Annotated in this window: 19 protein-coding genes; 9 read left to right on the top strand and 10 right to left on the bottom strand. The window is 72.5% G+C overall.

Going from position 1 to position 22,925, the window contains the following annotated elements; genetic code table 11:
• Nucleotide 1: 1 nt before the first annotated feature.
• The 4 genes from ACIGW4_RS11495 to ACIGW4_RS11480 all read right to left on the bottom strand — a co-directional run bounded on the left by ACIGW4_RS11495 (nt 2) and on the right by ACIGW4_RS11480 (nt 4,328).
• Nucleotides 2-856: a carbohydrate ABC transporter permease gene (locus ACIGW4_RS11495; protein WP_399579899.1), complete on the bottom strand. Its 855-nt coding sequence runs from the start codon at nt 854-856 to the stop codon at nt 2-4.
• Nucleotides 853-1,797, bottom strand: coding sequence for a carbohydrate ABC transporter permease (locus ACIGW4_RS11490; protein WP_399579896.1), 945 nt, complete (start codon nt 1,795-1,797; stop codon nt 853-855). The genes ACIGW4_RS11495 and ACIGW4_RS11490 overlap by 4 nt, the downstream gene beginning before the upstream one ends.
• Before the next feature lie 4 nt (nt 1,798-1,801).
• The gene (locus ACIGW4_RS11485; protein WP_399579893.1) at nt 1,802-3,118 is read right to left on the bottom strand and encodes an ABC transporter substrate-binding protein; all 1,317 of its coding nucleotides are present in this window, start codon (nt 3,116-3,118) and stop codon (nt 1,802-1,804) included.
• A gap of 100 nt (nt 3,119-3,218) precedes the next feature.
• Nucleotides 3,219-4,328 (bottom strand): substrate-binding domain-containing protein, encoded by a 1,110-nt coding sequence (locus ACIGW4_RS11480; protein WP_399579890.1) that lies wholly within the window; start codon nt 4,326-4,328, stop codon nt 3,219-3,221.
• A gap of 264 nt (nt 4,329-4,592) precedes the next feature.
• On the opposite strand from ACIGW4_RS11480, the gene ACIGW4_RS11475 reads away from it, so the two are divergent.
• Nucleotides 4,593-6,422 (top strand): DUF2264 domain-containing protein, encoded by a 1,830-nt coding sequence (locus ACIGW4_RS11475; RefSeq protein WP_399579887.1) that lies wholly within the window; start codon nt 4,593-4,595, stop codon nt 6,420-6,422.
• Nucleotides 6,419-7,942: a right-handed parallel beta-helix repeat-containing protein gene (locus tag ACIGW4_RS11470; RefSeq protein WP_399579886.1), complete on the top strand. Its 1,524-nt coding sequence runs from the start codon at nt 6,419-6,421 to the stop codon at nt 7,940-7,942. Before ACIGW4_RS11475 ends, ACIGW4_RS11470 begins: the two co-directional genes overlap by 4 nt.
• Nucleotides 7,943-7,967: 25 nt before the next feature.
• On the opposite strand, the gene ACIGW4_RS11465 is transcribed toward ACIGW4_RS11470, so the two are convergent.
• Both ACIGW4_RS11465 and ACIGW4_RS11460 read right to left on the bottom strand, forming a co-directional pair.
• Nucleotides 7,968-8,741 carry an SDR family NAD(P)-dependent oxidoreductase gene (locus ACIGW4_RS11465; protein WP_398710201.1) on the bottom strand — a complete coding sequence of 258 codons (774 nt, stop codon included), beginning with the start codon at nt 8,739-8,741 and terminating at the stop codon, nt 7,968-7,970.
• A 62-nt stretch (nt 8,742-8,803) separates the two neighbouring features.
• Entirely contained in the window at nt 8,804-9,478 is a 675-nt protein-coding gene (locus ACIGW4_RS11460) for an MOSC domain-containing protein (RefSeq protein ID WP_359590991.1), read from the bottom strand.
• A gap of 80 nt (nt 9,479-9,558) precedes the next feature.
• Between ACIGW4_RS11460 and ACIGW4_RS11455 the strand changes: the two genes are divergently transcribed.
• Nucleotides 9,559-10,452: a LysR family transcriptional regulator gene (locus ACIGW4_RS11455; RefSeq protein WP_123454763.1), complete on the top strand. Its 894-nt coding sequence runs from the start codon at nt 9,559-9,561 to the stop codon at nt 10,450-10,452.
• 123 nt (nt 10,453-10,575) lie between these two features.
• On the opposite strand, the gene ACIGW4_RS11450 is transcribed toward ACIGW4_RS11455, so the two are convergent.
• Complete coding sequence (locus ACIGW4_RS11450; RefSeq protein ID WP_123454765.1) at nt 10,576-10,941, bottom strand: WhiB family transcriptional regulator; 366 nt, start codon at nt 10,939-10,941, stop codon at nt 10,576-10,578.
• Nucleotides 10,942-11,374: 433 nt separating this feature from the next.
• On the opposite strand from ACIGW4_RS11450, the gene ACIGW4_RS11445 reads away from it, so the two are divergent.
• The 4 genes from ACIGW4_RS11445 (at nt 11,375) to ACIGW4_RS11430 (ending at nt 15,753) form a co-directional block, all read left to right on the top strand.
• Complete coding sequence (locus ACIGW4_RS11445) at nt 11,375-11,986, top strand: response regulator transcription factor (protein ID WP_003948568.1); 612 nt, start codon at nt 11,375-11,377, stop codon at nt 11,984-11,986.
• Between the two features lie 243 nt (nt 11,987-12,229).
• Entirely contained in the window at nt 12,230-12,832 is a 603-nt protein-coding gene (locus tag ACIGW4_RS11440; RefSeq protein ID WP_030211429.1) for a sigma-70 family RNA polymerase sigma factor, read from the top strand.
• A gap of 187 nt (nt 12,833-13,019) precedes the next feature.
• Entirely contained in the window at nt 13,020-14,522 is a 1,503-nt protein-coding gene (guaB, locus tag ACIGW4_RS11435) for an IMP dehydrogenase (RefSeq protein WP_399579881.1), read from the top strand.
• A 106-nt stretch (nt 14,523-14,628) separates the two neighbouring features.
• Nucleotides 14,629-15,753: a GuaB3 family IMP dehydrogenase-related protein gene (locus ACIGW4_RS11430; protein ID WP_093874493.1), complete on the top strand. Its 1,125-nt coding sequence runs from the start codon at nt 14,629-14,631 to the stop codon at nt 15,751-15,753.
• Nucleotides 15,754-15,835: 82 nt separating this feature from the next.
• On the opposite strand, the gene ACIGW4_RS11425 is transcribed toward ACIGW4_RS11430, so the two are convergent.
• The 3 genes from ACIGW4_RS11425 to ACIGW4_RS11415 form a co-directional block, all read right to left on the bottom strand.
• On the bottom strand, nt 15,836-16,327 hold the full coding sequence (locus ACIGW4_RS11425) for a hypothetical protein (RefSeq protein WP_123454769.1): 492 nt from the start codon (nt 16,325-16,327) through the stop codon (nt 15,836-15,838).
• 48 nt (nt 16,328-16,375) lie between these two features.
• On the bottom strand, nt 16,376-16,642 hold the full coding sequence (locus ACIGW4_RS11420; protein ID WP_399579878.1) for a hypothetical protein: 267 nt from the start codon (nt 16,640-16,642) through the stop codon (nt 16,376-16,378).
• A 104-nt stretch (nt 16,643-16,746) separates the two neighbouring features.
• Entirely contained in the window at nt 16,747-17,988 is a 1,242-nt protein-coding gene (locus ACIGW4_RS11415; RefSeq protein ID WP_123454773.1) for a nucleotide sugar dehydrogenase, read from the bottom strand.
• A gap of 365 nt (nt 17,989-18,353) precedes the next feature.
• Here ACIGW4_RS11415 and ACIGW4_RS11410 point away from each other — a divergent pair, with 365 nt between their 5' ends.
• Complete coding sequence (locus ACIGW4_RS11410; protein WP_123454776.1) at nt 18,354-20,090, top strand: glycerol-3-phosphate dehydrogenase/oxidase; 1,737 nt, start codon at nt 18,354-18,356, stop codon at nt 20,088-20,090.
• Between the two features lie 189 nt (nt 20,091-20,279).
• Entirely contained in the window at nt 20,280-22,817 is a 2,538-nt protein-coding gene (locus tag ACIGW4_RS11405; protein ID WP_399579875.1) for a protein kinase, read from the top strand.
• Nucleotides 22,818-22,925 lie beyond the last annotated feature (108 nt).

Raw genomic sequence — 22,925 nt, 5'->3', positions numbered from 1 at the left:
CTCACTTGACGCTGCCGGCCGTCAGGCCGGCCTTCCAGTGGCGCTGGAGGGAGACGAAGGCGATGACGAGGGGGAGGACGGCGAGCAGGGATCCGGTGACGACGAGGGGGTAGTAGTCGGGTTCGGCGTGGGCGTTGCTGTTCCATGCGTACAGGCCGAGGCTCAGCGGATAGAGCTTCTGGTCGGAGAGCATCACCAGGGGGAGGAAGAAGTTGTTCCAGACGGCGGTGAACTGGAAGAGGAAGACGGTCACGAAGCCGGGCATGACCATGCGCAGGCCGATGGACCAGAAGACGCGCATCTCCCCGGCGCCGTCGATACGGGCGGCTTCGAGGGCCTCGTCGGGGATGTACCCGGCGCAGAACACCCGGGAGAGGTAGACCCCGAAGGGGTTGACGAGGACCGGGAGCAGGACCGCCCAGTAGGTGTTGACGATGCCGACCTCGCTGGCGAGGAGGTACATCGGCAGGGCGAGCGCGGTGGTGGGGACGAGCACGCCCAGGAGGACGAGGCCGAAGAGCTTCTCCTTGCCCCGGAAGTCGTAGACGTGGAAGGCGTATCCGGCGGCGACGCTGACCAGGGAGCAGGCGAGGGCGCCGAGGCCCGCGTAGAGGAGGCTGTTGGCGTACCAGTGGAAGTAGATGCCGTCGTTGTACTCGGCCAGCCGGGAGAGGTTGCCGCCGAGGTCGAAGCCCTCGAAGGAGAAGGCGTTTCCGGCGAGGAGGCCTCCGGCGTCCTTGGTGGCGGCGGTGAGCAGCCAGACCAGCGGGAAGAGCATGTAGACGACGGCGAGGACGAGGGCGCCGTTGACGGCCGTCCCGGAGAGCCAGCGGGAGGGGGTGCGGGGCTTGCTCATGCCGGCTGCTCCTTCCGGGCCCGGCGTGCCTTCGGTGCCGGGGCCGTCGCGCTCGCCGTGCCCGCCTTCCGGCGCCCGGCCAGCCGGGTCACGGCGAAGGAGAGCAGCGCCGCCGTCAGGGCGAGGAGTACGGAGGCCGCGGCGGCGAGTCCGTAGTCGTTGCGGTCGAAGGCCGCGGTGTAGGCGTACATGTTCGGCGTCCAGGTGGAGGTGACGGCGGAGCCGGTGCCCTTGTTGAGGATGAGCGGCTCGGTGAAGAGCTGGAGGGAGCCGATGACCGTGAAGAGGCCGACCATCGCCAGTGAGGACCTGATGAGCGGGACCTTGATGGCGAAGGCGACGCGCCAGGCGCTCGCGCCGTCGACGGTGGCGGCTTCGAGGACGGAGCGGTCGATGGCCTGGAGGGCGGCGTAGAAGATGACCATGTTGTAGCCGAGCCACTCCCACAGGGCGATGTTGACGACGGAGGGCAGGGTGCCTTCGGGTGAGAAGAAGTCGAAGCCGACGCCTCCGGCGTCCATGGCCTGCACGACCGGGCTGAGCTGGGGCGTGTAGAGGTAGACCCAGATCAGTGCGGCGATGATGCCGGGGACGGCGTGCGGCAGGAAGAGCGCGAGCTGGAAGAAGCGGCGGGCGCGGGCGAGCGCCGAGTCGAGCAGGAGGGCGAGGCCGAGGGCTCCGGCGAGCAGCAGCGGGATGTAGAGCAGGCAGTACCCGAGCAGGACGCCGAAGCCTTCGAGGAAGGCCCGGTCACCCAGCGCCGCGGTGTAGTTGTCGAGGCCGGTGAAGACGGTCTCGGTGCCGCCGAAGCCCAGTCCGGACTGCTTCTCGGTGAAGAGGCTGAGCCAGACCGCGTATCCGATCGGCACCACCATCACCGCGGTGAACAGGACGAAGAAGGGGGTCAGCAGGAGCGTGGCGGCGCGGGTGCGGGCCTTCATCCGGTCAGCCCTCGACCTTCAGGCCGCGCTTGGTGAGTTCGGCGACGGTGGCGTCGTGGCCGGCTTTGACGGCGTCGGCGATGGACGGGCCGCCCTGGGCGATCTTGCCGAACCCGTCCTTGATCGCGGTGTTGGTGGTGCCGGTGGTCGGGCCCCAGGACCAGTTCGGGTTGATGGAGGCGCCTGCGGACTCGAAGAGGGCGTAGATGTCCTGGCCGCCGTAGTAGCCGGCGTCGAAGGCCTTCTTGGCGACCGGGCGCAGGGACGCGGCGGCGGGGAAGGCGGAGGAGGTGCCGGAGGCGATCCGGGCCTTCACGCCCGCCTCGGTGGTGGACATCCATTCGGCGAAGGCGACGGCGGCGGCCTTCTGCCTGCTGTCCTTGGTGACGGCGAAGGAGGTGCCGCCGAGCATGCCGCTGGCGGGCTTGCCGTCCCAGGTGGGAACGGGGGCGACGGCCCACTTGCCGCTCAGTTCGGGGGCGTTGCCCTTGAGGACGCCGGCTCCCCAGGAGGCGCCGAGATAGCCGATGGTGGTGCCGTTCTTGAGGGAGCCGACCCATTCGGGGCTGAAGGAGGCGTCCTTGTGGACGAGGTCGGCGTCGAGGAGCCCCTGCCAGTAGGCGGTGACCTTGGTGGTGGCCGGGTCGGTGGTGTCGATCTTCCAGGTGTCGTTCTCGGCCTTGAACCACTGGGCGCCGGCCTGCCAGGCCATGGCCTCGAAGGTGGTGGGGTCGTCGGGGAAGAAGGTCGCGATGCGGGCCTTGGCGTCGGCCTTCTTGACCTGCTCGGCGGCCTTCTTGAACGCGTCCCAGGTGGTGGGGACCTGGAGCTTGTACTTGGCGAAGAGGTCCTTGCGGTAGAAGAAGGCCTGCGGGGCGGCGTCGAAGGGGACGGCCCAGGACTTCCCGCCGAGGGTGGTGAGTTCGACGGACTGCGGGAGGAGCTTGGCGCGGTCGGCCTCGGTGAACTGGTCGCCGATGTCCTGGAGGGCGCCGGAGCTCACGAACTCGGGGAGCGAGGCGTACTCGATGGAGACCAGGTCGGGGGCGTTGCCCGCCTTCACGGCGTTGGAGATCTTGGCGTAGCCGCCGGCGGTGCCGGAGGGGATCTCCTCGAACTTCACCTGGATGTCGGTGTGGGAGGCGTTGAAGGCGTCCACGACGTCCTTGGAGCCCTTGGCCCAGCCCCAGAAGGTGATGGTCACGGGCCCGTTCGGCTTGCTTGCGGTGTCGTCACCGCCCCCGCCGCAGGCCGTGAGGACGGCCAGGGCGGTGGCGGTGCCGGCTATGACGCGGGACGTTCTGCTCCAAGTACGGGTCACGGCACGGCTCCTGAGGGCGGGCGGCTGGAGGTTGTGGCCGTGATCCTGTGACCGTTCATGACCGAAGTCAAGAGCGAAAGATTGATTGATCGAAAAAAGATCAAACCGAAGGTGTCGTGCCCGCCCCGCCGTCCGCCCCGCACGAGGCCCGCACCCGCAGCCACGGCAGCAGGCTCAGATGCCGCCGCGCGGCCTCCTCCCCGGCCCCCTCGGTGAGCCGCTCCACGAGCAGCTCCGCGGCGTGCCGCCCCACCTGCCGCTTCGGCGGCGCGACCGCCGTCAGCGGGGTGTCGGCGAGGGCGGCGACCTCGTCGTCGTACGCGATCAGGGCCAGGTCCTGCGGCACCCGCACGCCCAGCTCGGCCAGACGCTGCACGATCTCGATCGCGTCCACGTCGTTGTGGACCAGGGCCGCGCTCGCCAGGCCCGAACCGACGGCCTCGTGCAGCGCCCGCACCGCCCGCTCGAAGCCCTCCGGGTCCGCCTCGGCCGGTACGGAGTCGATGACCGGGCGCGGCTCCGCCAGGCCCAGCGTCCCCAGCGCCTCGGCGTAGCCCGCGCGCACCGCGAGCGCGGTCGGGGAGTCCCGGCGGGCCACGAGCAGCGGGGTCGCGTGGCCGAGCGAGAGCAGGTGGCGCAGGGCGAGCAGCACGCCGTGGGCATGGTCGGAGGAGACCCGGTCCAGGCCGTCGAGCGGACTGCCGGGCTCGGCACGGCGCTCCAGGAGCACGGCCGGCACGGGCAGTTCGGCCAGCCAGCCGCCGTACGCGAGCCGGTCCTCGGGCCCCCGCCAGCCGGGCGCGACGAGGACGCCCTCGGCGCCCGCCGCGAGGAGCCCCTCGGTGCGGGCGCGGTCCTCCTCCGGCCGGTAGTCGGAGATCCGCAGCACGAGCCGCGCCCCGGCGCGGGCCGCCGCCTCGTGCGCCCCCCGGATGACCTCGGCGAAGTAGTACGTGGCGGAGGGGGCGAGCAGCCCGAGGACCAGGCCCTCGCCGGGGCGTCCGCCGCCGGGGGCGGCCCCTCGCCGGGGCCAGGAGACCTGGCCGTGCACCCGGTCGAGCAGGCCCCGGCCGGCCAGGACCTCGACGTCGCGGCGGGCGGTGACGGGGGAGACCCCGAGGCGTTCGGCCAGTTCGGAGACGCGGGCGGTGCCGCGCTCGCGCACCAGGGCCAGCAGTCGGTCGTGTCGTTCGGCAGCACTCTCGCGCACGGCGCGGTTCCCCCTCGCGGTGGTGGTGGTCCGTCGGCCCCAGCGGTCCGTGGACTCCGGTGGTCCGTCGACCCCGGTGGTCCCTGGACTCCGGTGGTGCGTCGGCTCCGGCGGTCCGTGACCCCGGGGTGGGTCACCCTAACCCAGAAATGATCGAACGACGGGAGTTTCGATCATTCGCTCCGATTCCCTTGACGTTCGATCGGAGTCTGTTCAGGATTCCCGGCGACGCAGAGGTCGTCGCAGGGAGCCCCAGGGAGCATCATGCCCACGCCGCCCGAGAACCGTGAGCTCAGCCCGTACACCGGCTGGACCCGTGCCCACTGGGAGGCCGCGGCCGACCGACTCCTCCTGGACGTCCGCCCGTTCGCCTCCCCCCGGGGCGGCCTCGTCGACCTCCCCGGCCCCCGCCCCAGCTGGTCCGGACCCCGCTCCGACGGCCTGGAGGGCTGGGCCCGCACCTTCCTCCTCGCCGCCCTCCGCGTCGCGGGCGCCCACGGCGAGGACCCGCGCGGCCACCTCGACCGGTACGCCGCGGGACTCGCCGCCGGCACCGAGAAGCCGGGCCGGGACGACCAGGACTCCTGGCCCCTGATGGCCGGCACCCGCCAGGCGATCGTCGAGTCCGCCTCGATCGCCCTCGGCCTCCGCCTCACCCGCCCCTGGCTCTGGGACCGCCTCGACGACCACGTCCGGCAGCGGACCGCCGACTGGCTCCTCCCCGCCCTCGGACCGTCCCCCGTCGACAACAACTGGTGGCTCTTCGGCCTCACCGTCGCCGGCTTCCTCCAGGACGCCGGCGTCGAGACCGACCGCGCCGCCGCCACGATCGACCGCTCCCTCGCCCGCGTCGAGGACTGGTACCTCGGCGACGGCTGGTACAGCGACGGCGACAACCGCGCCTTCGACCACTACAACGCCTGGGCCCTGCACTTCTACCCCGCCCTCCACGCCCACCTCGCCGGCGACCGCGAGCTCCTCGACCGGTACGGCCCCCGGCTGCGGGCCCATCTCGACGCGTACGTCCACCTCTTCGACGCGAACGGCGCCCCCGTCCCGTACGGACGGTCCCTGATCTACCGCTTCGCCGCGGCCGCCGCCCCCTGGCTCGGCACCCTCACCGGCCACACCCCGCTCACCCCCGGCGCCACCCGCCGCCTCGCCTCCGGCACCCTGCGGTACTTCCTCGACCGCGGCGAGGGGCGCGGCGCCACCGACGAACGCGGGCTCCTCACCCTCGGCTGGCACGGCCCGTACCCGCCGCTCGTCCAGGAGTACTCGGGCCCCGGCTCCCCCTACTGGGCGTCCAAGGGCTTCCTCGGCCTCCTCCTGCCCGCCGACCACCCCGCCTGGACCGACCCCGAGGAACCCCTGCCCGCCGAACGCGCCGATACGGTCCGCGCCTTCGCCCCCGCCGGGCTGCTCGTCCAGACCACCGCCGCCGACGGGCTCGTACGCCTCCACAACCACGGCAGCAACCACGTCCACAGCGCGCCCGGCGAGGAGGACGACCCCGGCTACGCCCGCCACGCCTACTCCACCCGTACGGGGCCCACCACCGCCCCCGCCCCCGCCGACAACCACTTCGCCCTGATCCCCTACGGGAAGGCCACCACCCGCGGCCCCGCCGTCCCGGCCGGCACTGGCCCCGACCGGGCCGTCTCCCTCCACCACCCGCTGCCCGGCGTCCGGGTCCTCTCCGCGACCCTCGTCCACGGCCGTGCCGAGCTCCGCGCCCACCTCGTCCTCGGAGCCCCGGAGGGGACCCCCGTACGGCAGACAGGCTGGGCCGTCACCCCCGACGGCCCGCACGCCCAGCTCCACCCGGTCCACGGCTACCGGCCCGGCGCCACGGAACTCCCCACCGGGGAGACCCTCCAGGGCCCCGGCAGCCGCACCCTCGCCCTGCACGGCACCACGAGCGGCCCGGCCTCGCTCTTCGTCGCCCTCGCCTCCCTCACCGCCGAACCCGACCCCGCCCCCGTCTCCGACCTCGCGAACGTCCGGGTCGACGGACACCTGTTGACCGTGACCTGGCAGAACGGCACCACCGCACACCTCGCACTCGAAGCCCCCGATTCGGAGGATCAGTGACCCAGCGCCGTACCCGCACCGCCCTCGCCGCCGCCCTCGCGCTCCCCCTGCTCGCGGCCGTCCCCGCCCAGGCCGCACCCCCGCCCGGTGACCGCCACCACGTCGACTGCTCCGCGAGCGGAGCGGGCGACGGCACCGTCCAGCACCCCTGGACCACCCTCGCCGAGGCCAACGCCCACCCCTACGGGCCCGGCGACCGGCTCCTGTTCAAGCGCGGCACCACCTGCACCGGCACCCTCGCCCCCCGGGGCTCCGGCTCCGCCGCGCACCCCTTCACCATCGCCGACTACGGCGACGCGGCCGGCCGCGCGGTCATCGACGGCGACGGCGCCCACGATGCCGTACTCCTCGCCAACAGCCGGTACCTGCGCCTCACCCGCCTGGAGATCGCCAACGCGGCCTCCCCCGGCACCGAGCGCAACGGCGTCCGGCTCCGCCTCGCCGACTTCGGCGCCGCGCCGGGCATCACCCTCGACCACCTGTCGATCCACGACGTGCGCGGCGGCGACTTCAAGACCCTCACCGGCTCCAGCGCGATCCACGTCGCGGTCGAGGGGACGACCGTCCCCAGCTGGTACGACGGCCTGGAGATCCACCACAACGACATCCGGGACGTCGACCGGGAAGGCATCTACTTCAAGTCGCGCTTCTCCAAGCGCGACCTGGTCGGCAACCAGCAGGACCCGAACGCCTACCCCGGAGCCTGGACGCCCAGCCTGAACGTCCGGATCCACCACAACACCCTGACCTCGCTCGCCGGCGACGGCATCAAGATCGACACGACCAGCGGGGCCCGCGTCGACCACAACCGGCTCGACGGCTTCCAGCTCCGCTCCCAGGCCGCCAACGCCGGCATCTGGACCTTCAACACCGACGACACCGTCGTCGAGTACAACGAGGTCTCCGGCGGCGGCAACACCAAGGACGGCATGTCCTTCGACGCCGACGGCGCCTCCCGGGGCACCGTCTTCCAGTACAACCACAGCCACGACAACGCCGGCGGCTTCCTGCTGATCTGCCCCTACAGCGGTGCCAAGACCCTCGGCACGGTGGTCCGTTACAACCTCAGCGTCGACGACGGCGCCCGGCTGGTCCAGAACTGCTGGGGCCCCATCCTCGACACGCGGATCTACAACAACACGTTCGTGAACCGGAAGGTCCGGCCCGGACACCTCGTCCAGGACGACGCCGGCAGCCCCGCCACCACCCGGCACGAGCTGTCGATCCGCAACAACGTCTTCGTGAACGAGGGCGCGAGCGGCGGCTACGCCTTCAAGAACCCCACGCCCGGGCTCTCCTTCTCGCACAACCTCTTCCACGGCATCGCCATGACCCGGCCCAACCCCGGCGGCGTCGACGCCGATCCGCTGCTCCTGCCCGACCTCCGTCTCGCCGCCGGCTCCCCGGCCCTGTCCGCCGGAACGCCCGTCGCGGACAACGGCGGCAGGGACTGGTTCGGCAACGCCGTGTCGGCGACGGAGGCCCCGAACATCGGGGCGTACGAGGGACCGGGCCTGTAGCGAGCGCCACCGCGGGTGGCGAGTTCTACTGCGGCCCGTACTTGCGGCCCGCCTTCGACGACACCCCGCCGAGCAGGCCGCGCGGCGCCAGCTTCACCACACCCATGAGGGCCTTGTAGCGGGGGTCCGGGATCGACAGCGTCTTCCCCCGCTCCAGGTCGGTGAGCGCCGCCGCCACCAGCTTGTCCGCGTCGAGCCACATCCAGCCCGGGATGTTGTCCGTGCCCATCCCGGCCCGCTCGTGGAACTCGGTCCGCACGAAGCCGGGGCAGAGCGCCATCAGCCGCACTCCGCTGCCCGCGAGGTCCCGCGCCGCGCCCTGCGTGAACTGCACGACCCAGGCCTTCGAGGCGCCGTAGGTGCCGCGGGGCACGAAGGCCGCCACCGAGGCGACGTTCACCACGGCGCCCCGGCGGCGGTCCTTCATCGAGGCGGCGGCCGCCGAGGTCAGCCGCAGCACCGCCTCGCAGTGCACCGTCAGCATCTTCAGCTCGTCGGCCATGGAGACCTCGAGGAAGCGGCCCCTGTTGCCGAAGCCGGCGTTGTTCACCAGTACGTCCACCGGCTGCTTCCGGTCCGAGAGCCGGGCCTCGACGGCGGCGATCCCGTCCTCCTCGGAGAGGTCCGCCGCGAGCACCTCGGCCTCGACGCCGTGCCGGTCGTGCAGTTCGGTCGCCTGCTCCCGGAGCCGCTTCACGTCCCTGGCCACGAGCACGACGTCATGGCCGTCCGCCGCCAATCTCCGTGCGAAAGCGGCCCCGATGCCCGCGGTGGAGCCCGTAATCAGTGCAGTCGTCATACGGGCAACCTAGTGCCTGTCCTCCGGGCCGGCCCGGGCCCGCCGGGCCCCCGCTCGCGCGGCTACGCCGTGGCGTACTTCTCCGTGTACCGGCGGGCGAGCGCGAGGAGCCCGGACTCCATCCACTCGGCGGCGGCCAACGTGGAGGGCAGCAGGGCGCGTTCGGTGGTCGCGGCGCGGTGCAGGAGCGCCACCGTGACGGCGTGGTCCGGCCGGTGCAGCACCGTGATCGGGTCGCCGGCCCGCACCTCGCCCGGCACGATCACCCGCAGCAGCGCGCCGGGGCCGGCCTCCGACTGCGTGAACCGCTTCACCCAGCCCTTCTCGTCGAGGAAGCCCGCGAAGGTGCGGCACGGGATGCGGCCGCCGGTCACCTCCAGGACCACCTCCTCGCCGATCCGCCACCGCTCGCCGATCAGGGCCCCGTTCACGTCGAGGCCGCGGGTGGTGAGGTTCTCGCCGAAGGAGCCGTTGGCCAGTTCGCGGCCGAGTTCCCGCTCCCACAGGTCCATGTCCTCCCGGGCGAAGGCGTACGCCGCCCGGTCGTCGCCGCCGTGGAAGCGCAGGTCGCAGACCGCGTCCCCGGCGACCCCGCTCGCACCGACGCCGGGCGCCCCCGGTGCCTCGATCCGTACGGGCCCCTCCACCGGACGCTTGTCGATGCCCGTCATCCCCGAGGCGGCGTCCGTGTACTCCACGGACCTGGCGCGGCCCACATTCACACTCAGCAAGGTCATGCGGGCACTGTAAGGGCGATGATCTCAAAGGCGTCCGTGAGAACAGGCTTCTTCACCCAAGAGCCGCTTATGCTGGACGCATGATCGAGGCCCGCCACCTCCGCGTCCTGCGCGCCGTCGCCGCCACCGGCTCCTTCTCGGCCGCCGCGCGCGAACTCGGCTGCACCCAGCCCGCCGTCAGCCAGCAGATGAAGGCCCTCGAAGCCTCCGCCGGCACGCCGCTGCTGATCCGCACCGGACGCGAGATGCGCCTCACCCAGGCCGGCGAGGTCCTGGTCCGCCACGCCTCCGGCATCCTCGCCGGGCTCACCGCCGCCGAGGAGGAGGTCGCCGCCATCGCCGGGCTCCGGGCGGGCCGGGTCCGCCTGGTCTCCTTCCCGAGCGGCAGCTCCACCCTCGTGCCCACCGCGCTCGCCGCGCTGCGGGCCGCGCACCCCGGCACCCGGGTCTCCCTCGTCGAGGCCGAACCGCCGCGCTCGATCGAGATGCTCCGCGAGGGCGACTGCGACATCGCCCTGGCGTTCCGGTACGGGGGCGGGCAGGCCGAGTGGGACGACCTGGTGGTCCGTCCGCTCCTCGCCGACCGGCTCGTCGGCCTGGTGCCCGAGGGGCACCGGCTCGCCGGCGCCGAGGCGGTCGGCATCGCGGAGCTCGCGGACGAGTCCTGGATCGCGGGCTGCCCCCGCTGCCGCCGCCAGCTCGTGGACGTCTGCGAGGACGCGGGCTTCATCCCGCGCATCGACTTCGCCACCGACGACTACCCGGCCGTGGTGGGCCTGGTCGGCGCCGGTCTGGGCGTGGCCGTCCTGCCGGAGCTGGCCATCGAGTCCGTACGGCCCAAGGGCGCGCGGACCGTGGCCGTCGAGCCGGCCGTGGAGCGGGAGATCGTGGCCCTGACGCTGCCGGACCTCGCGCAGGTCCCGGCCGTCGCCGCCACGCTCGACGAACTGATGCACGCCGCCAAGCGCGCGTAGCCGGGTCGGACCGGGGCGAGCCGGTCCGTGCCGCCACGCGGGCGCGGCCGAGTCACGGCGTACGCGGGCGCGTGGATCCCTTCATCGTCCCACTGGCGCTCGGCGCAATAGAGAAACGTTCCTTCACATACGTTCCCCGAGCGATGTCATGGATGTCGCGGACGCGCCGGACGTGGCCGACGCGGAGGCCGGCGCCGTCGCGATCAGGCGATTGCGCGCGCGTCCCATGAGTTCTTCGCGTTCGTCCTCGGTGAGGCCGCCCCAGACGCCGTAGGGCTCCCGCACGGCGAGTGCGTGTGCCGCGCACTCCGCGCGCACCGGGCACCGCATGCAGACCTCTTTCGCCGAGTTCTCACGCGCACTCCGTGCCGCGCCGCGCTCTCCCTCGGGGTGGAAGAACAGGGAGCTGTCGACCCCGCGGCAGGCCGCGAGGAGTTGCCAGTCCCACAGATCGGCGTTGGGTCCGGGAAGGCGGGAGAAATCTGCCATTGCGCTTGTCCCCTTGAAACCGTGTCGAACGGATAGGTGGGCGGGTGGATGGCTGATGGCCGGGGTTCCTCGTCTTCCCCGACAGGTCCGGGCGATACACCTACTGTCGAAGTAGATGTAAATATGACTCATTGCGAATCTAGTCACAGACACCGCGAAAAGGGAAGAAAACCCGCCAAATGGGGCAGACCTTGCGATGTTTGGGCGAACGGGCCGCGCCGCTCTCCTCCGCGCACGCCCCCTCACGTAGAGTGCCGAAGACGCCGTCCGACCCGTAACTCTTTCGAGTGACCGTCGTTGAGAGTGCGGAGGCGGTTGAAGGAACAAGCGATCGGGCAAATGTCCGAGAGCGTCAACCGCACAGGTGACGATACGTACAGCCCTGGAGGCTCAAGGTGACGCGCAACAGCTGCGAGAGCCACGGAGGTCAGGCATGACATCCGTCCTCGTCTGCGACGACTCCCCGCTTGCCCGAGAGGCGCTCCGCCGCGCGGTCGCGACCGTGCCCGGCGTCGAGCGCGTGACCACCGCGGCCAACGGCGAGGAAGTCCTCCGCCGCTGGGGCGCGGACCGCTCGGACCTGATTCTGATGGACGTGCGCATGCCCGGCCTGGGCGGCGTGGAGACCGTCCGCCGGCTGCTCTCCGCGGACCCCGGCGCCCGCATCATCATGCTCACGGTCGCCGAGGACCTCGACGGCGTCGCGCTCGCCGTCGCCGCGGGCGCCCGCGGCTATCTGCACAAGGACGCCTCGCGCGCCGAACTGCGGGCCACGGTCACGCAGGCGCTCGCCGACCCGACCTGGCGGCTCGCCCCCCGCCGCCTCCGTTCGGCCGAGATGGGCGCCGCGCCCACCCTCACCGCGCGCGAGATCCAGGTCCTCGAAGGCATGAGCCACGGCCGGTCCAACGCGGAGATCGGGCGCGAGCTCTTCCTCTCCGAGGACACGGTCAAGACGCACGCCCGGCGCCTCTTCAAGAAGCTCGGCGCCTCCGACCGGGCGCATGCCGTCGCGCTCGGATTCCGCTGGGGCCTGGTCCGCTGAATCGCAGGTCACCTGCCGTCTCCCCGTCCTCGCCCGCGTCCGTCGTGGGGTGGACGGGGTGGGCTTGTGTCACTTCCCCGCGGGATGCCGCATCCTTGAGATGTGGAGTTCCTCGGGGACGAGTCGATCGAGCGGGAGGGGAGGGCGCGGGAGATGAGTGCCGGCGCACCTGCTCATAACGCTTCGGTGCACAACTACGGACGCGGTGCCGCGAACCGGGAGGCGTCGGGGCACCATGGAGCGATGCGCGACGACGAGACCGTGGGTTCCCCCATGCCTGCCGGGCAGGGGGAGATCGGCGCGCTCGTGCACCGCGCGGTCGACGGCGACGCGCAGGCCACCCACGACCTGCTGGCGCGCGTCCATCCGCTCGCCCTGCGGTACTGCCGCACCCGCCTCAACCGGCTGCCGGGCGACGCCCGGCACTTCGTCGAGGACCTCGCCCAGGAGGTCTGCGTCGCCGTCCTGATGGCGCTGCCGCGCTACAAGGACACGGGCAGGCCCTTCGAGGCCTTCGTCTTCGCCATCGCCGGACACAAGGTCGCCGACCTCCAGCGGGCCGCCATGCGGCACCCGGGGTCCACCGCCGTGCCCTCCGACGAGATGCCCGAGCGGCCCGACGACTCCCTCGGCCCCGAGGAGCGGGCCCTGCTCAGCGACGACGCCGAGTGGGCCAAGAAGCTGCTCGCCAACCTCCCGGAGAACCAGCGCGAACTGCTCGTGCTGCGGGTCGCGGTCGGGCTGACCGCCGAGGAGACCGGCCAGATGCTCGGCATGTCCCCGGGCGCCGTCCGGGTCGCGCAGCACCGCGCCCTCAGCCGGCTGCGCGCGCTCGCCGAGCAGTGAGCCCGGTGCCCGCCGGGCGCCGCCCGGCCGCACTGGCCGAGCAGTAAGCCTTGCCGGGCGCGGTCATCCCTTTCGTACACGTGCGAACGTCCAAAGCTGCCCGCTGATCTTGATCGTGGAATGAGACACCGCTCCAGGCCGTTAGCATGGACATCCCGCACCGATCAAGGCCATTTGGGAAGGTGTCATGACTGCCAACGTCGACGGAGTGCCCGAGAAATTCGCGACACTCGGGCTGACCTACGACGACGTGCTGCTGCTGCCCGGCGCGTCCGACATGGCGCCCGACCAGATCGACACCGCCTCGTACATCTCGAAGAACGTGCGGGTGAACATCCCGCTGCTCTCCGCCGCGATGGACAAGGTCACCGAGTCCCGCATGGCGATCGCCATGGCGCGGCAGGGCGGTGTCGGTGTGCTGCACCGCAACCTCTCCATCGCCGACCAGGCCAACCAGGTCGACCTGGTGAAGCGGTCCGAGTCCGGGATGGTCACCGACCCGATCACGGTCCACCCCGACGCCACGCTCGCCGAGGCCGACGCGATCTGCGCCAAGTTCCGCATCAGCGGCGTCCCCGTGACCGACCCGGCCGGCAAGCTCCTGGGCATCGTCACCAACCGCGACATGGCCTTCGAGTCGGACCGCGAGCGCCGGGTGCGCGAGGTCATGACCCCGATGCCGCTGGTCACCGGCAAGGTCGGCATCTCCGGCGTGGACGCCATGGAGCTGCTGCGCCGCCACAAGATCGAGAAGCTGCCGCTGGTCGACGAGGCGGGCATCCTCAAGGGCCTCATCACGGTCAAGGACTTCGTCAAGGCCGAGAAGTACCCGAACGCCGCCAAGGACAAGGAAGGCCGGCTGATCGTCGGTGCCGCCGTCGGCGTCGCCGGTGACGCGTACGAGCGCGCCCAGGCCCTGATCGAGGCGGGCGTCGACTTCATCGTCGTCGACACCGCGCACGGCCACTCCCGCCTGGTCGGCGACATGGTCGCCAAGATCAAGTCGAACTTCTCGGTCGACGTCATCGGCGGAAACGTCGCCACCCGCGACGGCGCCCAGGCGCTGATCGACGCCGGTGTCGACGGCATCAAGGTCGGTGTCGGCCCGGGCTCCATCTGCACCACCCGTGTGGTCGCCGGCATCGGCGTCCCGCAGGTCACCGCGATCTACGAGGCCTCCCTCGCCGCCAAGGCGGCCGGCGTCCCGGTCATCGGCGACGGCGGTCTGCAGTACTCCGGCGACATCGCGAAGGCCCTCGTCGCCGGCGCCGACACGGTGATGCTCGGCTCGCTGCTCGCGGGCTGCGAGGAGTCCCCGGGCGAGCTGCTCTTCATCAACGGCAAGCAGTTCAAGTCGTACCGCGGCATGGGCTCGCTCGGCGCCATGCAGTCCCGCGGCGAGCAGCGCTCCTTCTCCAAGGACCGCTACTTCCAGGAGGGCGTCGCCTCCGACGAGAAGCTCGTGCCCGAGGGCATCGAGGGCCAGGTGCCCTACCGCGGCCCGCTCGCGGCCGTCGTCCACCAGCTGGTGGGCGGTCTGCGCCAGTCGATGTTCTACGTCGGCGGACGCACGGTGCCGGAGCTCCAGGCGAACGGCCGCTTCGTCCGGATCACCTCGGCGGGCCTCAAGGAGAGCCACCCGCACGACATCCAGATGACGGTCGAGGCGCCGAACTACAGCAGGAAGTAACACAGCGCGACGCGTGGGGGCGGTTCCGGCATGTGGCCGGAGCCGCCCCTCACGCTTGTGTCGGGGATACTGGTAGGCGCAGACGTAGAGGGAAAGGCCACACATCGTGACTGAGATCGAGATCGGGCGCGGCAAGCGCGGCCGCAGGGCGTACGCGTTCGACGACATCGCCGTCGTGCCGAGCCGGCGCACCCGGGACCCGAAGGAGGTCTCGATCGCCTGGCAGATCGACGCCTACCGCTTCGAGCTGCCGTTCCTGGCCGCCCCGATGGACTCGGTCGTCTCGCCGCAGACCGCCATCCGCATCGGCGAGATGGGCGGCCTGGGCGTGCTGAACCTGGAGGGTCTCTGGACCCGGTACGAGGACCCGCAGCCGCTCCTCGACGAGATCGCCGAGCTGGACGAGGCGACCGCGACCCGCCGCCTCCAGGAGATCTACGCCGCGCCGATCAAGGAGGAGCTGATCGGGCAGCGCATCAAGGAGGTGCGCGACTCCGGTGTCGTCACCGCCGCCGCGCTCTCCCCGCAGCGCACCGCGCAGTTCTCCAAGGCCGTCGTCGACGCCGGCGTGGACATCTTCGTCATCCGCGGCACGACGGTCTCCGCCGAGCACGTCTCGGGCGCGGCCGAGCCGCTGAACCTGAAGCAGTTCATCTACGAGCTGGACGTCCCGGTCATCGTCGGCGGCTGCGCCACGTACACCGCGGCCCTGCACCTGATGCGCACCGGCGCGGCCGGCGTCCTGGTCGGCTTCGGCGGCGGCGCCGCGCACACCACCCGCAACGTCCTGGGCATCCAGGTCCCGATGGCGACCGCGGTCGCCGACGTGGCCGCGGCCCGCCGCGACTACATGGACGAGTCCGGCGGCCGGTACGTGCACGTCATCGCCGACGGCGGCGTGGGCTGGTCCGGCGACCTGCCGAAGGCGATCGCCTGCGGCGCCGACGCCGTGATGATCGGCTCCCCGCTGGCCCGTGCCACGGACGCGCCCGGCAAGGGCCACCACTGGGGCATGGAGGCCGTCCACGAGGACGTGCCGCGCGGCAAGCTGGTCGACCTGGGCATCGTCGGCACCACCGAGGAGATCCTCGCGGGCCCGTCGCACACCCCGGACGGCTCGATGAACTTCTTCGGCGCCCTGCGCCGCGCGATGGCCACCACGGGCTACAGCGAGCTCAAGGAGTTCCAGCGCGTCGAGGTCACGGTCGCGGACGCCCAGCACAAGCGCTGATCTTCCGTACGTACGCGGAGGGGCCCCGCACCGGGTGGTGCGGGGCCCCTCCGCGTACGGCTGCGCGGTCCTCGGCGTACGGCTACGCGGCGGCCTTCTTGGCGCCGGAGAACGCGGCGAACGCGGCGAGGCCGAAGAACAGGAAGGTGAGCGGGTCGAGGTCTTCCTTCCACGCCGCCGTGAGGACGTCGAAGTGGTCGAAGAAGATCGTGGTGGCGGAGACGCTCAGCTCCTTGCCGCCGATGATCGCGAGGGCGATCAGCTGGCCGAGGTACACGGCGCCGAGCGAGAACACGGCACCGACCACGGGGAGGGCGGGGTTGCGGCCGCCGGCCTTGCCGGCCGCGAAGCCGGTGACGAAGCCGACGCCCACGGCAGCCCAGCCGATCTCCCGCTCGATGCCACCGGCGATGCCGCCGTAGGCACCGGCGGCGACGAGCGCCGCGACCAGGGCGGCCACCAGACCGAGCCCCACGTTCTCGCGCGCGGGGGCGGGCGGCGGGGAGGCCGGGTACGGGCTGGGCGCGGCGCCCTCGGCGAACGGGTTGCCGGGCGGTGGAACGGGCTGAGACATGCGGTGATCCCCCCAGGGAACAGAGAAGTGCGGTCGGCGTGAACGGCGTCAGCCGAGGAGCGCCGCGGTCAGCGGCGCGAGGATCATCCCGAACCCGATCAGGGCCGTTGCCCCGCCGACCACGCGGAAGCCGGTGGCGGTGAGGATCCGGTCGTGCGGGCCGAGGTGCCCGGCGGCCTGGGCGCGCAGGTCGAGGTTGCGCAGGTGCCACCGTTCCAGCCGGACGGCGGAGTCCCTCACGTTGAGCGCGACCCAGAGGCCGCAGACTCCTCCGGTCAGGAAGAACGTGAGGAGCAGGAGGATGATGCCGAACATGAAGGGGCCCCCGGGACGGTGCGCGCGTGGAACGGTGCGCGCTGAGGTCCCGGAGGCTAGCAGCTGTACATGACAACGGCACAGGGATTTCCGCCGGGCCGCCCTCAGAGGCGGTGGGCCGCTCCGGCGGGGGTGGCGCCCCGCGTGTCCAGGAGGAGCTGCGCCTTCACCGAGAGGCCCTGGAGGTCGTACGTGCGGTGGTGCTGGAGGAGGACCGTCAGGTCGGCGTGGGCGGCGGCCTCGTAGAGGGAGTCCGCGCGGGGGACGGGCAGGTCGCGGACGCGCCAGTCGGGGACGTGGGGGTCGTGGTAGCTGACGGCCGCGCCCAGGTCCATGAGGCGGCGGGCGATCTCGTCGGCGGGGGAGCCCTGCCGGTCGGGGAGGTCGGGCTTGTACGTGATGCCGAGGAGCAGGATCCGGGCGCCGCGGGCCGACTTGCCGTGCTCGTTGAGGAGGGTGGCGGCGCGCTGGACGACGTACTGGGGCATCCGTTCGTTGACCTGGCCGGCGAGTTCGACGAGACGGAGCGGGCGGTGGGCACCGACCGTGTCGACGGGGACGCCGTGGCCGCCGACGCCGGGTCCGGGGCGGAAGGCCTGGAAGCCGAAGGGCTTGGTCTCGGCGCAGCGGATGACGTCCCACAGGTCGACGCCGAGTTCGTGGCAGAGGACCGCCATCTCGTTGACGAGGGCGATGTTGACGTGCCGGAAGTTGGTCTCCAGGAGCTTGACCGTCTCCGCCTCGCGGGGGCCACGCGCGCGTACCACCTTGTCGGTGAGCCGGCCGTAGAAGGCGGCCGCGGACTCGGTGCAGGCCGGGGTGAGGCCGCCGATGACCTTGGGGGTGCCGGCGTAGCCGCGGGTGCGGCTGCCGGGGTCGAGGCGGCCGGGGGAGTACGCGAGGTGGAAGTCGCGTCCGGCGCGCAGGCCGGAGCCCGCCTCCAGGGTCTCGCGGAGGAGGCCCTCGGTGGTGCCCGGGGGAACCGGGGACTCCAGCAGGACGGTGGTGTGCGGGCGCAGCCGGGCGGCGAGCGCGCGGGCGGCGTCGGTGACGGCGGTGAGGTCGAGGGTCCGGTCGGGGCCGAGGGGGGTGGGGGCGCAGAGGACGGCGGTGCGCACCCGGCCGAGTTCGGCGGGGTCGGTGGTCGGCCGGAAGCTTCCCGAGAGCATCCGGCGGATCTCGGGGGCGGTGAGGGAGCCGTCGACCGGGGAGCGGCCCGCGGCGAGTTCGGCGGCGGGGCGGGGGTCGGTGTCGTAGCCGATGGTGTCGATGCCTGCGGCGGTGGCGGCCTGGGCCAGGGGGAGTCCGTGGTGGCCGAGGCCGATGACGGCGAGGTCAGCGGGCATGGGGGTGGGCCGTCCTTTCCAGTAGCCGGAGGGGACGCGAGGCGCAAGCCCGGTGGCCAGAACGGGTCGAGCGCAATGTCAGACTAGGCGTAAATATGACCGATCTGCGGCATTGTGGAGCCGAAGATCGCCGAGTGTTATCCACAGGTCGGCGGCGAGGCGGTGGCTGAAGTCGCGGGAGCGGGCCAGAATCGAGCTGTGAGCCGGACCACACGGGCCCGGTTCACGGCTTGCGCACGACGGGCCGGTTCACGGTTCGTGTGCGACGGGCCCGGTTCACGGCCCGTGCGCGTCCCGCCCACCGAAAGGGGCGGCGGCGCACGGAGCCCGTGCGGGACAGACGGGGGACGACGGGAGGCAGCAGCGTGAGGACAGCGACACTGGGACCCGCCGAGCGCGCCGAGGCGCTCGCGGCCATGGCCGAGCGAGAGCTGGACGTACTGGTCGTCGGCGCCGGAGTGGTCGGCGCCGGGACCGCCCTCGACGCCGCCACCAGAGGGCTCTCCACCGGCATCGTGGAGGCCCGCGACTGGGCCTCCGGCACCTCCAGCAGGTCCAGCAAGCTCATCCACGGCGGCCTGCGCTACCTGGAGATGCTGGACTTCGCCCTGGTGCGGGAGGCGCTCAAGGAGCGCGGACTGCTCCTGGAGCGGCTCGCCCCCCACCTGGTGAAGCCGGTCCCCTTCCTCTACCCCCTCCGGCACAGGGGCTGGGAGCGGTTCTACGCCGGCTCGGGAGTCGCGCTGTACGACGCGATGTCGCTCTCCTCCGGCCACGGCCGCGGGCTCCCCGCCCACCGGCACCTCTCCCGCCGGGGCGCCCTGCGCGTCGCGCCCTGCCTGAAGAAGGACGCCCTGGTCGGCGCCCTGCAGTACTACGACGCCCAGATGGACGACGCCCGCTTCGTCACCACCCTCGTGCGCACCGCCGCCTCCTACGGCGCCAAGGCCGCCAGCCGGGCCCGCGTCACCGGCTTCCTCCGCGAGGGCGAGCGGGTCGTCGGCGCGCGCGTCCAGGACGTGGAGGCCGGGATCGCGTACGAGATCCGGGCCAAGCAGATCGTCAACGCCACCGGCGTGTGGACGGACGACACCCAGGCCCTCATCGGGGAGCGCGGCCAGTTCCACGTCCGCGCCTCCAAGGGCATCCACCTCGTCGTGCCCAAGGACCGCATCCACTCCACCACCGGACTGATCCTGCGCACCGAGAAGTCCGTGCTCTTCGTCATCCCCTGGGGGCGCCACTGGATCGTCGGCACCACCGACACCGACTGGGACCTCGACAAGGCGCACCCCGCCGCCTCCAGCGCCGACATCGACTACCTCCTGGAGCATGTGAACACCGTGCTCGCCACCCCCCTCACCCGGGACGACGTCCAGGGCGTCTACGCCGGCCTGCGCCCCCTCCTCGCCGGCGAGTCCGACGCCACCAGCAAGCTCTCCCGCGAGCACACCGTCGCCCATCCGGTCCCCGGCCTCGTGGTCGTCGCCGGCGGCAAGTACACGACGTACCGCGTGATGGCGAAGGACGCCGTCGACGAGGCGGTGCACGGCCTCGGCCCCGGGGCATCCCCTGCGCGAAGCGCTTGGGGAAGGGTCGCCCCCTGCGTCACCGAGGACACCCCGCTCCTCGGCGCCGAGGGCTACCGCGCCCTGTGGAACGCGCGGGCGAGGATCGCCGCGAGGACCGGGCTGCACGTCGTCAGGATCGAGCATCTCCTCAACCGCTACGGCTCCCTGACGGAGGAGGTCCTCGACCTCGTCGAGGCCGACCCGAGCCTCGGCGAACCGCTCGCGGCGGCCGAGGACTACCTGCGCGCCGAGATCGTCTACGCCGCCTCGCACGAGGGCGCGCGCCACCTCGACGACGTCCTCACCCGGCGGACCAGGATCTCCATCGAGACCTTCGACCGGGGCACGCTCAGCGCCCGCGAGTGCGCGGAACTGATGGCTCCGGTGCTCGGATGGGACGAGCGCCAGATCGAGAAGGAGGTCGAGCACTACGAGAAGCGGGTGGAGGCGGAGCGGGAGTCGCAGCGGCAGCCCGACGACCTGACCGCGGACGCCGCACGGCTCGGAGCGCCGGACATCGTGCCCATCTGACAGGGCGTCCGGGGGGTCCGCGTCCGGCGGGAACCTCGGGGGCGCGCGGAGGCGTCGTATCCCGGAGTGCGGACCCGGGGGCGTCACCCGCCCCGAGGTGAGAGACAATGGCCTCTCTTCCAGGGCGGGTTACCGCATCGCGCGGGAAGCGGCAGACGCGGCGCAGATCAGGGATCGCAGAGGGGACGCATGTCGGAGGCGGAGCAGTCGCGGGACAGGGCGAGGGACCCCAGGCGGGACGCCGCCGCGGGGGCCGCGACCGACGGCGACCGAGGAGCGGTTCCGGCCGCGCGTGAATCGGCGCGAGACGCGAAGGACGCGCAGGTCAGCCGGGGTGTGCAGGGTTCGGAGGACGGGCGGGAGGCGGGCCAGGGCGTCGAGGACGCGAAGCCCGCGGAGCCCGTCGGACCGGTGGGATCCGTGGAGTCCGCGAAGTCCCCGGAGGCTGCGGAGCCCGGGCGGGACGCCGCGGTTCCGGAGTCCGTGAAGTCCCGGAAGTCCGTGGAGTTCGCGAAGGCCGCGGAGTCCGCGAAGTCCGTCGAGTCCGTGAAGTCCGCGGAGTCCGTGAAGTCCGCGCCGGGCGCTGCGGTCCCGGCGGCCCGGGAGGCCGAGCCGGACGTGAAGGAGCCTCAGGACGCGTCTCCCGCCCGGGTGACGGCTCCGGGCGCGACGGGGCCCGGGGCCGGTGGCGGCGACGCCGCCGCGGGCGGGCGACTGCGCGGCACCGAGCCCTCCACCGGACGCGCCGGCTTCGGAGCCGGTGACGGCGACGGCGAGAGCGACCGCCGGACCGGCCCGGCCACCCCGCGCGGCGGCGACGGGTTCCGCAAGGAGCCGGTCGGCGAGGGACGACTCCTCGCGGGCCGCTACCGCCTCGGCGCGGTCCTCGGACGCGGCGGCATGGGCACCGTGTGGCGCGCCGTCGACGAGACCCTCGGCCGCACCGTCGCCGTCAAGGAGCTCCGCTTCCCCACGAGCATCGACGAGGACGAGAAGCGACGCCTCATCACCCGGACCCTGCGCGAGGCGAAGGCCATCGCCCGGATCCGCAACAACGGCGCCGTGACCGTGTACGACGTCGTCGACGAGGACGACCGCCCGTGGATCGTCATGGAGCTCATCGAGGGCAAGTCGCTCGCGGACGCCATCCGCGAGGACGGCACGCTCACGCCCCGGCGCGCCGCCGAGGTCGGCCTCGCCATCCTCGACGTGCTGCGCTCGGCGCACCGTGAGGGCATCCTGCACCGCGACGTGAAGCCGTCCAACGTCCTGATCGCCGAGGACGGCCGGGTCGTCCTCACCGACTTCGGCATCGCCCAGGTGGAGGGCGACCCCTCCATCACCTCCACCGGCATGCTCGTCGGCGCCCCCTCGTACATCTCCCCGGAGCGCGCCCGCGGCCACAAGCCCGGCCCGGCCGCCGACATGTGGTCGCTGGGCGGCCTCATCTACGCGGCGGTCGAGGGCAGCCCGCCGTACGACAAGGGCTCCGCCATCGCCACCCTCACGGCCGTGATGACCGAGCCGGTCGACCCGCCGAAGAACGCCGGCCCCGAGCTGGAGCAGGTCATCTACGGCCTGCTCGCCAAGGACCCGGCGCAGCGGCTCGACGACGCCCGCGCCCGGGTCCTGCTGCGGGCCGTCCTCGACGCGCCCGACCCGGAGCCCGCGGCCTCGCCCGAGGCCACCACCGTCATACCGCTGCCGCCGCGCCCCCGGGCGACCCCGCCGGTCCCCGCGGCCGAGAAGGGCCCCGACGCCGCCGCCGAGCGGATGCTGGGCGCGCTGAAGTCCGTGCGGAACGCGGCGGCCTCCGTGAAGGCCGAGCCGGCGCCGGGCCCGAAGCTCGCGACCGAGCCGCTGCGGGGCGGCGGGAAGCCCGCCCCCGCCCGTGCGCCGCTGACCGACGTCGTGCCGCGCCGCACCCTGGTGATCATCGCCGCGGTCGCCGTCCTCGCCGTGCTCGGGACGATCCTCGCGGTCTCCCTCGGCGGAGGCGACAAGGGCGACCAGGGCAAGGGCGACGGGGGCACCACCGCCACGGCCGGTGCCACGGCCGGCGGCGACGGCTCCGGCGGAGCCGACGGTTCCACCGGTTCCGGCGGGGCCCAGGGCCAGTCCACGGGCGGCACCGGCCGGCAGGACGGCGTGCAGCCCGGCGACAACGGCAGCACGGGGGCGACGGGCACCGGCAGCACGACGGGGTCCACGGACGGGCGGAACGGCACCACCCCCTCCGGCAAGCCCGGCGGCGGCACGGGCACGCAGCTGCCCGCCGGCTACACCCTCGTCACCAACGGCCCGCTGCACTTCACGATGGCGATGCCGGCGTCCTTCGAGCAGAGCTCGATCCCGGGATACTCGCTCGGCGCGATCTTCAGCGAGAGTGGCGGCTTCCCGCGCGTCCAGGTCGACTACAACGACAGCCCGAAGGACAACGCGGCGACCGCCTGGGAGCTGGCCAGGTACGGCGTCGCCGCCACCAGCCAGGACTACAAGCACCTCGGCATAAGGCCCGTCTCGTACAAGGGATACCCGACGGTCGCCGACTGGGAGTTCGAGCGCACGCAGAAGGGCATCCGCGTCCACGTGCTCAACCGCGGCTTCAAGGTGGACGCCACGCACGGCTACTCCATCATGGTCAGCTGCGCGGCGGACGAGTGGAACGGCGCGGAGTGCAAGACGCTTCGGGAGACGGCGTTCGCCACGTTCAGCCCCAAGGACTGACCGGTGCCACGTATCGTGAGGTTCGCGGACCGAACGCAGCCGAACAGAGCCGACAACTGCGCGGTGCCGGACCGAAACTGACAGGCCCGCGCGATCCCGAGGGATCCG

This window comes from Streptomyces sp. NPDC053513 (assembly GCF_044544765.1).
In the GTDB taxonomy this organism is placed as follows: Bacteria; Actinomycetota; Actinomycetes; order Streptomycetales; family Streptomycetaceae; genus Streptomyces; species Streptomyces litmocidini.
Note: the sequence above shows the minus strand (reverse complement) of the source record. Positions and strands in the feature narration are given on the sequence as shown.

Coding starts and splice junctions, on each gene's coding strand:
- ACIGW4_RS11495 (WP_399579899.1), bottom strand. CDS start 856: ATGAGCAAGCCCCGCACCCCCTCCCGCTGGCTCTCCGGGACGGCCGTC.
- ACIGW4_RS11490 (WP_399579896.1), bottom strand. CDS start 1,797: ATGAAGGCCCGCACCCGCGCCGCCACGCTCCTGCTGACCCCCTTCTTC.
- ACIGW4_RS11475 (WP_399579887.1), top strand. CDS start 4,593: ATGCCCACGCCGCCCGAGAACCGTGAGCTCAGCCCGTACACCGGCTGG.
- ACIGW4_RS11465 (WP_398710201.1), bottom strand. CDS start 8,741: ATGACGACTGCACTGATTACGGGCTCCACCGCGGGCATCGGGGCCGCT.
- ACIGW4_RS11460 (WP_359590991.1), bottom strand. CDS start 9,478: ATGACCTTGCTGAGTGTGAATGTGGGCCGCGCCAGGTCCGTGGAGTAC.
- ACIGW4_RS11455 (WP_123454763.1), top strand. CDS start 9,559: ATGATCGAGGCCCGCCACCTCCGCGTCCTGCGCGCCGTCGCCGCCACC.
- ACIGW4_RS11450 (WP_123454765.1), bottom strand. CDS start 10,941: ATGGCAGATTTCTCCCGCCTTCCCGGACCCAACGCCGATCTGTGGGAC.
- ACIGW4_RS11445 (WP_003948568.1), top strand. CDS start 11,375: ATGACATCCGTCCTCGTCTGCGACGACTCCCCGCTTGCCCGAGAGGCG.
- ACIGW4_RS11440 (WP_030211429.1), top strand. CDS start 12,230: ATGCGCGACGACGAGACCGTGGGTTCCCCCATGCCTGCCGGGCAGGGG.
- guaB (WP_399579881.1), top strand. CDS start 13,020: ATGACTGCCAACGTCGACGGAGTGCCCGAGAAATTCGCGACACTCGGG.
- ACIGW4_RS11425 (WP_123454769.1), bottom strand. CDS start 16,327: ATGTCTCAGCCCGTTCCACCGCCCGGCAACCCGTTCGCCGAGGGCGCC.
- ACIGW4_RS11420 (WP_399579878.1), bottom strand. CDS start 16,642: ATGTTCGGCATCATCCTCCTGCTCCTCACGTTCTTCCTGACCGGAGGA.
- ACIGW4_RS11415 (WP_123454773.1), bottom strand. CDS start 17,988: ATGCCCGCTGACCTCGCCGTCATCGGCCTCGGCCACCACGGACTCCCC.
- ACIGW4_RS11405 (WP_399579875.1), top strand. CDS start 20,280: ATGTCGGAGGCGGAGCAGTCGCGGGACAGGGCGAGGGACCCCAGGCGG.